Below are 13,436 nucleotides of genomic sequence, written 5' to 3'. Positions count from 1 at the left end.
ATTTTTAATAAAATGATGATTTCTATATTCATTAAAAAAAAATTATTGCACTCTATTATTTCGAGAACCAACTCGACTATTTGATTTCCAACTTAAAATTTTCGTTTTCTTTTGCTAATAGACTACTCAATTTTAGTACCATATAATATTAGCATTGCAAGCTTGTTAGAGAAATTAATAAACATTTTTTATATCATTTGTGAGGTGATAATATTGAAAAAAACTATATATTCCGCAATGAAAAATTACGTCGAAATGATGCATTCATAAAAAATGAAATTTTAAAAATTGATGTGCCAACTTTAAAAACTTGGTATCTTAATAAAATTACACAATATAATTTGACTGCACGTCAGTTTAAAGAAATGAAGTCATTGTTGAATATGCTTTTTGATTATGCTATTGAAAAGAAAATTTGTACCCAAAATATATCACGTTTAATTCGTAATATATCACGAAAAAAATTTTCTGTTAACCCTACAAAAGCTGTAACTGAACAAGTATTTGTCAATGACGAAGAAACACGACTTATAGAATTAGCAATAAAGCAATACTATAAAACAAAAAATACAGCTTACTTAGCAGTGTGCTTAAACTTCGCATTAGCTTTACGAGTCGGAGAAGTTGTAGCTTTAAAGGTTTCTGATTTTGAAGAAGATACAGTACATATTCAAAGACAAGAAATTAAAGTATATGAAAAACTGTCGAATGGGAAAATCAGAAGAAATGGATATGAAATTTCTCCATATCTAAAAAGTATAAATTCGGATAGAGAACTTTATTTGATAAAAGAAGCAAAAGTATTCTTTTCAATGATTGTTCAAGCAAACCAAATGCGTGGTTTTAAATCTGAATATTTGATGCTTACGAAAGATGGAACTAGAATGAACAATGATGCAATCAATAATGTACTGCGAAGATTAAATCGTATGTTAAAAACACCACAAAAGGGAAATCATAGCATTCGCAAAACTTGCATTTCTAACATGGGAGCATCTAAAGTTCTTACAGATGAAGAAATCAGAATGTTTGCTGGACATAAAGATTTTTCTACAACTGCCAAACATTATATGTATGTCACTGATACTATGGACAATCGTTCCAGTGCCTACGAAACAGCTATCGGTAGCAAGATGAATAACGTGTTCAACAGTGTTCAGACATTATAATAACAAAAAATAAGGAAACCTCTATAATAAAGGTTTCCTCATCTTTTCATTGAATGCGGAAGATGGGACTTGAACCCACACAAGCGCAATGCTTACAAGATCCTTAGTCTTGCTCGTCTGCCAGTTCCGACACTTCCGCATACCGTATGAACTTACGTCTCATGACGACTTGTAAATAGTAACAAATTCCGGGACAATTGTCAATGCCTATTTTTAACTTTTTTCGATTTTTGTCAATTTTATATATTTTTTCAAAAAAAGGGAAAAAATTAAAAATAGGGGTTGACTTATTACCGTTGAAACGGTAAAATATCATTTGTTCGCAGGAGTGGCGGAATTGGCAGACGCGCAGGCTTCAGGTGCCTGTGGTAGCAATATCGTGTGGGTTCAAGTCCCATCTCCTGCATGAAAAAAGCCTTGATGATATCAAGGTTTTTTTTTAACTTTGCAGGAAATTGCTTTCCTGTAAAGTAAAAAACGTTCCGCGAGGATGCACTAAGGCACATTCTTTGTTCTATTGTAAAGTATCTGTAAGAAGCTGCCGGTGGCAGACTTTGCAACTCTGAAATTTCTTGATGAATTGTAAAAAGGAGCGTATAACAAATATTCGGAAAAATGAAAAGCGAGTGTAATAGAAGAAAAAGCAGGGTGTCAAGAAAAAATACTTGACACCCTGCTTCCTTTATAGTATGATAGCTAAGGTCGCAAGGAGTGAGAACATGGAAGAAAAAGTAGAACAGGCTTATTTATATGATTTTTATGGAGAGCTGCTCAATGAACATCAGAGAAGAATCTACGAAGATTTCGTGTTCAATGATTTATCTTTAGGCGAGATAGCTTCCTGCGAGGGCATCAGCCGCCAGGGTGTACATGATCTGATTAAGCGGTGCAATAAGATGCTGGAAGGCTATGAAGAGAAGCTTCATCTGGTAAAGAAGTTCTTAGAGACGAAGCAGAAGGTAGAAGAGATTAACAAATTAGCGGAAAGCTTCCGGGCAGGACGCAAGGATACAGTAATTGATGAAATAGAGAGAATTTCGGGAGAAATATTGGAGGAGCTGTAATATGGCATTTGACAGTCTTTCACAGAAACTTCAAAATGTATTTAAGAATCTTCGCAGTAAGGGAAGGCTTACGGAAGATGATGTGAAGGCAGCACTGAAAGAAGTAAAGATGGCTCTGCTTGAAGCAGATGTTAACTTTAAGGTAGTAAAACAGTTTACCAAAGCGGTGCAGGAGCGTGCAATTGGTTCCGATGTAATGAACGGACTGAATCCTGGACAGATGGTAATTAAAATTGTAAATGAAGAGATGGTTAAGCTCATGGGTTCCGAGACAACGGAGATAGCACTTCGTCCGGGACAGCAGATTACCGTTATTATGATGGTAGGTCTTCAGGGAGCTGGTAAAACCACCACAACCGCTAAGATTGCAGGTAAGTTAAAGCAGAAGGGCAAGAAACCACTGCTGGTAGCCTGTGATGTGTATCGCCCGGCTGCTATTGAGCAGTTGAAAATCAATGGAGAGAAGCAGGAAGTTGAAGTATTCTCCATGGGCGATAAGAATAAGCCGGTAAATATTGCGAAAGCGGCAGTTGAGCATGCAGTAAAGAATGGCAATCAGGTTGTAATCTTAGATACCGCCGGACGTCTTCATGTAGATGAAGATATGATGGATGAGTTGATTGAGATAAAAGAAAATGTCGATGTGGCACAGACCATTTTGGTTGTAGATGCCATGACCGGACAGGATGCCGTAAATGTGGCAGGAACGTTCGATGAGAAGATTGGAATTGACGGAGTCGTGCTGACAAAGTTAGACGGTGATACCCGGGGTGGAGCAGCATTATCTATCCGTGCGGTAACCGGAAAGCCGATTCTTTATGTTGGTATGGGTGAGAAACTTTCCGATTTGGAACAGTTCTATCCGGATCGTATGGCAAGCAGAATTCTTGGCATGGGCGATGTGCTTACACTCATTGAAAAAGCACAGAGTGAGATTGATATAGATGAAGAAAAAGCCAAAGACATGCAGCAGCGTCTGAAGAAAGCGGATTTTACCTTTGATGATTATCTGCTTTCCATGGAACAGATGAAGAAAATGGGCGGTCTTGGCAATATTCTTGGAATGCTGCCGGGACTGGGCGGCGGAAAGATGCCGGATATTGATGAAGGTGAAGCTGAGAAAAATATGGCACGTACAACAGCCATCATCTATTCCATGACAAAGAAGGAAAGAAGTAATCCTTCACTTTTGAATCCGAGCCGTAAGCACCGGATTGCAAAAGGTGCAGGGGTAGATATCAGTGAAGTAAACCGTCTGGTAAAGCAGTTTGAACAGGCGAAGAAAATGATGAAACAGATGCCCGGACTTATGGGTGGACGTGGACGCGGTGGTAAAATGGGAAAATTCAAGTTTCCTTTTTAACATATAAGCATTTGCTTAGGATAGCATAATTCAAGGAGGTGAAACAGTAATGGCAGTAAAGATCAGATTAAGAAGATTAGGACAGAAAAAGGCTCCTTTCTATAGAATCGTAGTTGCAGATTCCCGTTCCCCAAGAGATGGAAAATGCATCGAAGAGATTGGAACTTATGACCCAACTAAGGATCCTAGTGAGTACCATGTAAATGAAGAACTGGCTAAGAAATGGTTAGCAAACGGCGCACAGCCAACAGAAACCGTAAACCGTATCTTCAAAGCAACCGGTATCGTAAAATAGTGAGGTGTACCTATGAAGGAATTAGTAGAAGTAATTGCAAAATCACTTGTAGATTACCCGGATGAGGTCAATGTCACAGAGACAGAGAACGAGAAAGCCATCGTATTGGAACTGCGCGTAGCTCAGTCCGACATGGGTAAGGTAATCGGAAAACAGGGACGCATTGCAAAGGCAATCCGTTCTGTTGTGAAAGCAGCAGCCTCAAAAGAAAACAAAAAAGTAATCGTTGATATTATGTAATAATATCGATGACATAAAAGGAAGCAGCAGAGTAATCTGTTGCTTCCTTTTTATCTATATGCACAGGAATTCGTTCCTGTGCACTTTTCCATCTTGTACCATTGTGCGACATATGTTAAAATACAAAAAAGCATACATTAATACAATCGAAATAGCAAATTCTATTATTCAAATCTTGTTTCATTTTGAACATGACATTTCTGTATCTATCTATGCTTTTATTCACTAATTAATCAAAAAAGCAGGAGAGGTACAGCAGTGGATTTTGTAGCAATGGTTCTCCTGCCACATACAAGGAGGACTTGCCTATGACAAGAGAAACAAATGAAAACACACCGGTAGCAAACCGTAAATTCAAGGACACTATTTTTCGCATGCTATTTTCGGAAAAGGAAGCTTTGCTGTCACTTTATAATGCGGTTAATAGCAGTAATTATACGGATGCAGATGCGCTGGAAATTGTAACTTTAGAAAATGCTATTATTTTATATTGCAGCAGAATACCAGAGGCTTGTAGATAAGAAATCCCTATATTCTTCTGCGTTGCAGAAAATTCCAAATCCCCATTTTATTGTATTTTATAACGGAAGCATGCCGATAGAGGATTGTTGTACCAGACGGCTGTCAGATGCGTTTTATCATGCAACAGACAATCCATCTTTGGAGCTTGTTGTTACCACATTTAATGTGAATGTGGGGCACAACACGGAGTTAATGTCCCAGTGCCAGATATTGAGGGAATATTCCATTTATGTCGCAAAAGTGCGTGTTTTTACGGAACAGATGCCAGTAGATGCTGCTGTACAAAAAGCAGTTGCAGAATGCATCCATGAAAATATTCTGGCAGATTTCCTTAGGAAAAATCAGGCGGAGGTAATTGCTATGAGTATATTTGAATATGACAAAGAGGAAGAGGAAAAGAAATTAAGGAAAGCAGAATTTGAGGCAGGAGTCGAGCATGGAATAGAGCAGAGTTTAGTTTCACTTGTAATAAAGAAAATGAAAAAAGGAAAATCTGTAGAAGAAATTGCGGATATGCTAGAAGAAACTCCGGAAAAAATTCAAAATATATATGAACTGGCAAGAGATATGGCACCAGACTATGATGTAGAGAAAATCTGTGGACAATTGTCAAGATAAAAAGATAAAACTGTAAGTTTTTTTCTAGGGGAAAAGAAAAGCAGTTATATAGTTTCATAAAAAGTGCACAGGAATTCGTTCCTGTGCACTTTTTAACAATTTTACTTATGCGCGAAAACCGTAGTCGGTATACATTTCTTCGCAGTATTTGCAGCGATAGGTTTCTTCTTTTTCATCTGTGAGCAGGAAAATCTGGTCTAATTCCTGTTCGATGGAAGTAATGCAGCGTGGGTTCTTGCAACGGATTACATTTTTTACCTGCTTTGGAAGATGCAGTTCTTTTTTCTCAACGATTTTATCGCCTTTGATAATATTTACGGTAATATTGTGGTCGATAAAACCTAAGATATCTAAGTCTAAGGCATCAATCGGGCATTCGACTTTGATGATGTCTTTTTTTCCCATTTTATTGCTTTTGGCATTCTTGATAATGGCAACGGTACAGTCTAACTTGTCCAGCTTTAAATTGTGATAGATAGAAAGGCTCATACCGGCTTTGATATGGTCGAGAACGAAACCTTCATGAATTCCACTGATATTTAACATATTGATTACCTCCATTTTAATAGTGTAAGAATCAGAGCCATTCGCACATAGACACCGTACTGTGCCTGACGGAAATAAGCAGCTCTTGGGTCATCATCTACTTCTACGGATATTTCATTGACACGAGGAAGTGGATGAAGAACATACATATCGTCCTTGGCAAGTTTCATTTTTTCCTTGTCTAATATGTAATAGTTTTTCAGACGGACATAATCTTCTTCATTGAAGAAACGTTCCTTCTGCACTCTGGTCATATAAAGAATATCAAGTTTTGGCATTGCATCATCCAGTCTTGTTACTTCTTCAAACGGAATATTATTTTTTACCAGAACGTCTTCGCGGATATAGTCCGGAATTTTAAGTTCTTCCGGAGAAATAAGAACGAAGCGGATTCCGGGATAACGAATCAGTGCATTAATCAGAGAGTGCACGGTCCGGCCGAATTTTAAATCACCGCATAAACCGATTGTCATATTGTCTAATTTCCCTTTTAAAGAACGAATGGTTAATAAATCAGTTAATGTCTGGGTTGGATGTTGATGACCGCCATCACCGGCGTTGATTACTGGAATAGAAGATTTCTGGGAAGCTACGAGAGGCGCACCTTCCTTTGGATGACGCATGGCACATATATCTGCGTAACAGGAAATGATTCGGATAGTATCGGAAACACTTTCACCTTTTGCTGCGGATGAACTGTCTGCACTGGCAAAACCAAGAACAGAACCACCAAGGTTTAACATGGCAGCTTCAAAACTAAGACGGGTACGGGTACTTGGTTCATAGAAACAGGTTGCAAGTTTCATGCCATCACAGGCATGTGCATATTTTTGTGGATTTTTTTCAATATCACCTGCTAAATCCAGCAGTTGATCCAGCTCCTCTACGGATAAATCGAGGGGACTCATTAAGTGTCGCATAAGATTCCTCCTGTATGATGTTTTTAGTAATGTCATCTAGGCATTTTTACTATCATATAATAATAAAATATAAAATTCAAGGTAAAATATAAAGACGCAATATTCTGAAATTTGAAAAATTTTTCAGTATATGATAAAGTAGGGTATCATAAGGTGATGCAAAGAGAAGGAGAGCAAAAATGATTGAGGAAAGAAACGATATGCAGATGGACTTTGATGAGGATGCCCAGTACACAGAACGCAAGAGAATACTCTTTTTCGGTCTGCCATGGACCTTTACCAAATATATCATCAAACCAAGTGTAATTACAGTAGATGCAGGCTTATTCAAAATTGAAGAAAATGACTGCTATATGTATAAGGTACAGGATGTAAAATTAACGGCAACTTTGCTGGAGCGGATGTTCGGACTTGGAACTGTAATCTGTTATACCGGAGATGTTACTACACCGGAGCTTCGGCTGACACATATTAAACATTCCAGGGAAGTAAAAAATTACATCTTAAAAGCATCCGAAATTGCAAGAATGAAACGCCGTACTTTAAATACGTTAGATATTGGAGCTGGCACAGATATTGATGATTTAGACTCATAAGCGTAACAGGACATTGCAGGATTCAGGCATCGCACGGACTTAATAAAGAAGTTCCGTGCGATGCTGTTTTATGCAGAAAAGGGGATTTAAGATTTTCTCCGGGGAACAGTGGTAACACGTTCAAATAGGAGACCTGCCATCATCCAGAGAGGCGCATAGTCTAAGCGGATGACACCGTTGATATTGGTTTTGGCATTGCTGTAATCCCATGGACAGATGCCCTTTTTCTTTAAGAAGGTTCCGGTCAGATACTCACAGACAAAGATACCGGCAGAGTAAATGGAACCCCGGAAGATGGCAGGCAGCTTATGAATGTGCTTATAAACAGGCGGAATAACCGCCGCCATGCCATAAATCGGGAACATCCAGATAGAAGTATGCCCCATCAGTTTAAAATTGTTATTGCGGACAGAATCAAGGGAGGTGAAGATAATTTCCATGCACCAGCCCGTGAGTCCGCATATCATAAAATTATTCTTTATCATAAGAAAAGTATCTCCTTTGAATTTAGAAAAATACTATGAAATTATGAAACAGGGATGGAATGCGGCTGGTAATTTTTGTGTGTAAAATAACTGGGTGTTCACGAAAGGACGAATGTATGATAAGACCTGTTAGAAGCACTTGGAATTCTGTATAAAAACAGGCAACGCTGACACATGGATGTGGCAGCGAAGCGCATATGAACATGGATGTGAATTTGCGCTGGTTGCCGGAACAAATCATAACAATATCAGAATTCTTAGTGCTTCTTGCAGGTCATTATGTTACATTCAGATTTCGTGAACATCCGGTTATTTCGGTTACACAATAAATACATTTGCAGCATCACCCTGTTTCGTAATTTCATAAAATATCTGTAAGAAATTATGAAATCTTTCATAAATAAAAAGTGGAAAACTTGTAAAAACCCACCTGGTAGCATATAATGATAAAAGTGTATTTTTAAGGATACGTCTATGGCATATCTTAAGGATTTACTAAAGCAGGTTACATATATTTGTACACGGGGAACGATGGATTGTAAGGTGACACATATCTGCCATGATTCCAGACAGGTGGTCAGAGGAAGCATGTTTATCTGCCTTGCGGGAAGCAGAGAAGATGGGCATGATTATCTTGCTCAGGCAATTCGTAAAGGTGCAGCGGTTTGTGTAGTATCAAAGCATGTCTGGGTGGAAGGTGATGTGACAGTCATCCGGGTACGCAATACCAGTGAAGCCATGGCATGGATAGCCAGAAATTATTATGGTGCACCGGCAGAAGCCATGCAGATGATAGGAATTACCGGAACAAAAGGAAAGACCACGACTGCCTGTATGCTGTATCAGATGTTAAAGGAAGCCGGGGTAAAATGCGGACTGATCGGAACTCTTGGCGTACGAAGAAGCGATGGATTAAAAAAGCCAGGCAGCAATACGACACCGGATGCCCTGGTATTACAGAAGGAACTGCGGGAAATGGCGGATGCCGGATGCAGTTGTTGTGTGATGGAAGTATCCTCCCAGGGACTGAAGCATTACCGGGTGGAAGGAATCACCTTTGCCATTGGAATTTATACTAATCTGTCCATGGACCATATCGGACCGGGGGAGCATCGGAGTTTCCGGGAGTATGCCTGCTGTAAAAAACGGCTTTTTGAGCGTAGCCGGATGATTTGTATCAATGCAGATGATAAATATCATGGTTTTATGACAGCGGATCTTTCGGCTCCGGTTTATACTTATGGAATCGAACAACCCTGCGATGTAAAAGCGGAGCATATCATATATGAAAGAAGCAGTCGTGGATTAAATGTCACATATCAGACAACCGGGTGGATAAAGGATGAAATCGTATTAAAAATGCCCGGAACTGCCAATGTATATAATTCCCTTGCTGCCATGGAAGCAGCACATCTCCTTGGAATTTCCCCGGAGACGATAAGGAAAACCTTAAGAAATGTTTCAGTAAAAGGAAGAATTGAAGAAGTAAGAATTTCAGATAAATTTGATGTAGTCATTGATTATGCCCATAATGCGGCAAGTCTGGAATCCCTGATAAAGACATTGCGGCAGTATCAGCCCAAGCGTCTGGTATTATTGTTTGGCTGCGGTGGAAACCGTTCTCCGCTGCGGAGGTTTCAGATGGGGGAGACAGCCGGAAGACTTTCGGATGTCACGATATTGACATCGGATAATCCAAGATATGAAAAGCCGGAGGCAATCCTTTCTGACATCGAACAGGGAATGAAGAGAACGAAAGGAAAGTATAAAATTATCCCGGATAGAAGAGAAGCCATTTCTTATGCTATTTCCCAGGCACAGGAGGGCGATTTGATTGTAGTGGCAGGAAAAGGTCATGAAGAGTATCAGGAGATAGAAGGACATTTTTATCCGATGAACGAACGGGAAATGATAGAGAACAGTATATGAGGTGAATCTATGGCAAAATATGCCAATATCATAATTGATATTTCTCATGAAAAATTAGATAAAACTTTTCAGTATCGGATTCCACCGGAAATGAAGGATGAGATAACGGAAGGAATGCAGGTCATTGTTCCCTTTGGAAACCGGACGATAAAGGGCTACGTGATAGAACTGACAGATAAAGCAGAATTTGACACGGCAAAATTAAAGGACATTAAAGCTGTTGATAGCAATGCCATGCAAATCGAATCACAGTTCATTGCCCTGGCAGCGTGGATGCGTAAAAATTATGGCGGAACCATGAACCAGGCATTAAAGACAGTGATTCCGATTAAAGAGAAAGCAAAGGAAAAAAAGAGCCGTCTGGTGCGTCTTGTACTTTCTTTTAACGAGGCGGCAAGCCTTTTGGAAGAATTGAAAAGAAAGCACAGAACTGCCCGGGCAAGACTGTTAGAAGCACTATTAGAAGAAACTGTCTTAAGTTATGATGTAATAACCAAAAAGCTTCATATTACGGCAGATGTCATCAAAGCAATGATGCAGCAGGGCGTTATAACGGTAGAAGAAGTGCGGACTTACCGTAACCCTGTCCGTACACAGGAGATGGGAGCCTATACCCTGACCTTAAATGCAATGCAGCAAAAAGTGGTGGATGCAGTGATAGAAAATGCCAGAACAGAAAAGAAGCCGTGCCTCATTCACGGAGTGACCGGAAGCGGTAAGACAGAAGTCTATATGGAGCTGATTGCAGAAGCTGCCGGCAGGGGAAAGCAGTCCATCGTATTAATTCCGGAGATTGCATTGACCTATCAGATGGTGATGCGGTTTTACCATAGGTTTGGCGACCGGGTTTCCATTATGAATTCGAAACTGTCACCGGGAGAGCGTTCCGACCAGTTTGAGCGGGCAAAAAAAGGTGAAATTGATGTTATGATTGGCCCTCGTTCTGCTTTGTTCACACCTTTTTCAAATCTTGGGTATATTATAATAGATGAAGAGCATGAGGGCACTTATAAAAGTGAGACGATACCAAGGTATCATGCAAGGGAAACCGCAATAGAGCGGGCGAGAATGTCCGGTGCCACCGTGATTTTAGGCTCGGCGACCCCTTCCATAGAAAGCTTTTATCATGCGAAAAAGGGTGACTATTTACTCCTTTCCATGGATAAGCGGGTGAAGGAAAAGCCACTGCCGGAATGTGAAATTGTGGACTTAAGAGAAGAATTAAAGGCAAGAAACTTTTCGATTTTAAGCAGAAGCCTTCATAAAAAAATAGAGCAGCGGTTATTGCGGAAAGAACAGGTTATGCTATTTATTAACCGCAGGGGAATGGCAGGCTTTGTATCCTGCCGTGCCTGTGGTCATGTAATGAAATGTCCCCACTGTGATGTGTCATTGCATGCACATAATAATGGAAAACTGATATGTCACTATTGTGGTTATGAGCAAAATCATGTTAAGATATGTCCGAGCTGTGGTTCAAAATATATCAGTGGTTTTAAAGCCGGAACCCAGAAAATTGAGGAGCTGGTAAAAAAAGAATTTCCTGAGGCAAGGATTCTTCGGATGGATTTTGATACCACAAGAAGCAAAGACAGCTATGAGAAAATCCTCTCCGCATTTGCCAATCAGGAAGCAGATATCCTGATTGGAACCCAGATGATTGTAAAAGGACATGATTTTCCAAATGTAACATTAGTAGGAGTGCTGGCGGCAGACTTATCTCTTTATGTATCCGATTATCATGCCGCTGAGAGAACCTTTCAGCTTCTGACCCAGGCAGCCGGAAGGGCAGGACGAGGTGAGAAACCGGGAGAGGTCATTATCCAGACTTATAATCCGGAGCACTACAGTGTCATCTGTGCAAAGAATCAGGATTATAACCGGTTCTATGAAGAGGAAATTTTCTACCGGCAGGCAATGCGTTATCCGCCGGTATGGCATATGCTGGTTGTGCTTTGTGCATCAAAAGAAGAAGCAGAAGCCTATGCATGTGCAAAAGAGCTTGCAGATACCATGGAAAAAGTGCAGGCTGATAAAAAGCTTCAGATGATTGGACCAGCAGATGCAGCAGTAGCCAGGGTAAATGACATTTATAAAAAAGTACTTTATTTCAAACACCCGGATTATGGTGTGTTGATTCAGATAAAAGATAAAGTAGAACAGCTTATGGAAGAAAAACAGGGAGTAAGAAACGTATCGGTGCAATTTGATTTTGACCCGGTAAATGGCTTTTAGAGAAAGGAATTTAAGGAGGAAGTAAAAATGGCATTAAGACAGATCCGGACAGTAGGAGATCCGGTATTGACAAAGACCTGTAAAGAAATTAAAGAGATAACACCAAAGATTTTGGAACTGGCAGATGATATGTTAGAAACCATGTATGAAGCCAATGGTGTGGGACTTGCTGCACCGCAGGTTGGAATCTTAAAGAGAATGGTAGTTATTGATATCGGAGATGGTCCGATTCTTATGATTAATCCTGAGATTATCGAGACTTCCGGAACCCAGACAGGGGATGAAGGCTGCTTAAGTCTTCCGGGCAAGGCAGGAACAGTTACAAGACCAAATTATGTAAAAGCCCGTGCATTTAATGAAGATGGTGATGAATATGAGATTGAGGGAACAGAGCTTTTAGCAAGAGCAATCTGTCATGAATTAGACCATCTGGATGGACATATGTATACGGAAAAAGTAGAGGGTGAGCTTCATGACGTAGTCTATGAGGAGGGTTAGAAATGAAAGTAATATTTATGGGAACGCCGGATTTTGCGGTGGGTACATTAGAGGCAATTGTGGCAGCAGGACATGAAGTAGTGCTTGCAGTAACACAGCCGGATAAACCAAAGGGAAGAGGAAAGAGCATGCAGTATCCTCCGGTAAAGGAAGCTGCAATCGCCCATGAAATTGAAGTGTATCAGCCGGAGCGTGTGCGTCGTCCAGAATGCATAGAATATCTGGCAAAGTATCAGCCGGACATCATTGTGGTAGCAGCCTTTGGACAGATACTTCCAAAAGAAATTTTAGAGATGCCAAAATATGGCTGCATCAATGTCCATGCATCCCTGCTTCCAAAATACCGTGGGGCTGCACCAATCCAGTGGGCAGTAATCAATGGAGAGAAGGCTTCCGGCGTAACGATTATGCGTATGGATGAAGGTCTGGATACCGGAGATATGATAGCATCTGTAACCGTGGAACTGGGCGCACAGGAGACCGGTGGCAGTCTTTTTGATAAATTGCAGGATGCCGGGGCACAATTATGTGTAGAAACCATGAAATCCATTGAAGATGGTACAGCAGTGTATACACCACAGGATAATGGGATTGCAACGCATACCAAAATGATTCAGAAGTCTTTGGGAAAGATTAACTGGTCTTTATCCGCAGCACAGATAGAAAGGCTGATTCGTGGACTGAATCCATGGCCGAGTGCCTATACTTACCTTTCCGGTAAGACATTGAAAATCTGGAAAGCAACGGTACATCCGGGCAATACAGATGCGGCACCGGGAACGGTAGTAAAGGCAGATAAACAGAATCTTGTCATACAAACAGGTGTTGACCGGCTTTCACTGGAAGAAGTGCAGTTAGAAGGTAAAAAACGTATGCCGGTTGCTGATTTCTTACGTGGATTTACAATCGAAAATGGAACGGTGCTTGGAACAAAACAGCCATAAAAAGGAGGAATT

Annotated in this window: 15 protein-coding genes and 2 tRNA genes; 13 read left to right on the top strand and 4 right to left on the bottom strand. The window is 40.3% G+C overall.

Translation table 11 applies throughout. From position 1 onward, the window contains the following. Nucleotides 1-293: 293 nt before the first annotated feature. Nucleotides 294-1,169: a tyrosine-type recombinase/integrase gene (locus DWX96_RS04355; RefSeq protein ID WP_118056839.1), complete on the top strand. Its 876-nt coding sequence runs from the start codon at nucleotides 294-296 to the stop codon at nucleotides 1,167-1,169. Nucleotides 1,170-1,223: 54 nt separating this feature from the next. Here the strand turns inward: DWX96_RS04355 and DWX96_RS04350 are convergent. Further along, nucleotides 1,224-1,308: transfer RNA gene (locus DWX96_RS04350), tRNA-Leu, on the bottom strand. Between the two features lie 183 nt (nucleotides 1,309-1,491). On the opposite strand from DWX96_RS04350, the gene DWX96_RS04345 reads away from it, so the two are divergent. From DWX96_RS04345 to DWX96_RS04320, 7 genes are all read left to right on the top strand, one after another. Further along, nucleotides 1,492-1,575, top strand: a tRNA-Leu gene (locus DWX96_RS04345). A 313-nt stretch (nucleotides 1,576-1,888) separates the two neighbouring features. Then, entirely contained in the window at nucleotides 1,889-2,233 is a 345-nt protein-coding gene (ylxM, locus tag DWX96_RS04340; RefSeq protein WP_117946616.1) for a YlxM family DNA-binding protein, read from the top strand. Nucleotide 2,234: 1 nt separating this feature from the next. Next, nucleotides 2,235-3,596, top strand: coding sequence for a signal recognition particle protein (gene ffh / locus DWX96_RS04335; protein ID WP_118056838.1), 1,362 nt, complete (start codon nucleotides 2,235-2,237; stop codon nucleotides 3,594-3,596). Between the two features lie 49 nt (nucleotides 3,597-3,645). Continuing rightward, complete coding sequence (rpsP, locus tag DWX96_RS04330) at nucleotides 3,646-3,891, top strand: 30S ribosomal protein S16 (protein ID WP_022243187.1); 246 nt, start codon at nucleotides 3,646-3,648, stop codon at nucleotides 3,889-3,891. A gap of 12 nt (nucleotides 3,892-3,903) precedes the next feature. Further along, nucleotides 3,904-4,131 (top strand): KH domain-containing protein, encoded by a 228-nt coding sequence (locus tag DWX96_RS04325; protein ID WP_022243186.1) that lies wholly within the window; start codon nucleotides 3,904-3,906, stop codon nucleotides 4,129-4,131. Between the two features lie 308 nt (nucleotides 4,132-4,439). Then, nucleotides 4,440-4,652 (top strand): hypothetical protein, encoded by a 213-nt coding sequence (locus tag DWX96_RS14795; protein ID WP_330416144.1) that lies wholly within the window; start codon nucleotides 4,440-4,442, stop codon nucleotides 4,650-4,652. Continuing rightward, nucleotides 4,606-5,271 carry a hypothetical protein gene (locus tag DWX96_RS04320; RefSeq protein WP_330416143.1) on the top strand — a complete coding sequence of 222 codons (666 nt, stop codon included), beginning with the start codon at nucleotides 4,606-4,608 and terminating at the stop codon, nucleotides 5,269-5,271. The genes DWX96_RS14795 and DWX96_RS04320 overlap by 47 nt, the downstream gene beginning before the upstream one ends. A 105-nt stretch (nucleotides 5,272-5,376) precedes the next feature. Here the strand turns inward: DWX96_RS04320 and DWX96_RS04315 are convergent, their stop codons facing one another. Together DWX96_RS04315 and pyrB are read right to left on the bottom strand one after the other, a co-directional pair. Next, a complete protein-coding gene (locus DWX96_RS04315) occupies nucleotides 5,377-5,817 on the bottom strand; it encodes an aspartate carbamoyltransferase regulatory subunit (protein WP_022243184.1) in 441 nt (146 codons plus the stop codon). 5 nt (nucleotides 5,818-5,822) lie between these two features. Further along, nucleotides 5,823-6,737: an aspartate carbamoyltransferase gene (pyrB, locus tag DWX96_RS04310; RefSeq protein ID WP_022243183.1), complete on the bottom strand. Its 915-nt coding sequence runs from the start codon at nucleotides 6,735-6,737 to the stop codon at nucleotides 5,823-5,825. Nucleotides 6,738-6,916: 179 nt separating this feature from the next. Here pyrB and DWX96_RS04305 point away from each other — a divergent pair, with 179 nt between their 5' ends. Further along, complete coding sequence (locus DWX96_RS04305) at nucleotides 6,917-7,333, top strand: PH domain-containing protein (protein WP_118056837.1); 417 nt, start codon at nucleotides 6,917-6,919, stop codon at nucleotides 7,331-7,333. Nucleotides 7,334-7,419: 86 nt separating this feature from the next. Here the strand turns inward: DWX96_RS04305 and DWX96_RS04300 are convergent, their stop codons facing one another. After that, the gene (locus tag DWX96_RS04300; RefSeq protein ID WP_118056836.1) at nucleotides 7,420-7,818 is read right to left on the bottom strand and encodes a putative ABC transporter permease; all 399 of its coding nucleotides are present in this window, start codon (nucleotides 7,816-7,818) and stop codon (nucleotides 7,420-7,422) included. A gap of 474 nt (nucleotides 7,819-8,292) precedes the next feature. On the opposite strand from DWX96_RS04300, the gene DWX96_RS04295 reads away from it, so the two are divergent. The 4 genes from DWX96_RS04295 to fmt are packed head-to-tail and all read left to right on the top strand — an operon-like array spanning nucleotide 8,293 to nucleotide 13,424. Then, complete coding sequence (locus tag DWX96_RS04295) at nucleotides 8,293-9,747, top strand: UDP-N-acetylmuramoyl-L-alanyl-D-glutamate--2,6-diaminopimelate ligase (RefSeq protein WP_117946610.1); 1,455 nt, start codon at nucleotides 8,293-8,295, stop codon at nucleotides 9,745-9,747. 9 nt (nucleotides 9,748-9,756) lie between these two features. Beyond that, on the top strand, nucleotides 9,757-11,982 hold the full coding sequence (gene priA, locus DWX96_RS04290; protein ID WP_118056835.1) for a replication restart helicase PriA: 2,226 nt from the start codon (nucleotides 9,757-9,759) through the stop codon (nucleotides 11,980-11,982). A 27-nt stretch (nucleotides 11,983-12,009) separates the two neighbouring features. Next, nucleotides 12,010-12,480: a peptide deformylase gene (gene def, locus DWX96_RS04285; protein ID WP_022243178.1), complete on the top strand. Its 471-nt coding sequence runs from the start codon at nucleotides 12,010-12,012 to the stop codon at nucleotides 12,478-12,480. 2 nt (nucleotides 12,481-12,482) lie between these two features. Further along, the gene (gene fmt / locus DWX96_RS04280) at nucleotides 12,483-13,424 is read left to right on the top strand and encodes a methionyl-tRNA formyltransferase (RefSeq protein WP_118056834.1); all 942 of its coding nucleotides are present in this window, start codon (nucleotides 12,483-12,485) and stop codon (nucleotides 13,422-13,424) included. The last annotated feature ends 12 nt before the right edge of the window (nucleotides 13,425-13,436 follow it).

Origin of the sequence: Roseburia sp. AF22-2LB, from assembly GCF_003461125.1 — a bacterium.
GTDB classification, from domain to species: domain Bacteria; phylum Bacillota; class Clostridia; order Lachnospirales; family Lachnospiraceae; genus Roseburia_C; species Roseburia_C amylophila.
The sequence above is the reverse complement of the archived record's forward strand: the minus strand, read 5'-3'. Positions and strand labels throughout refer to the sequence as shown.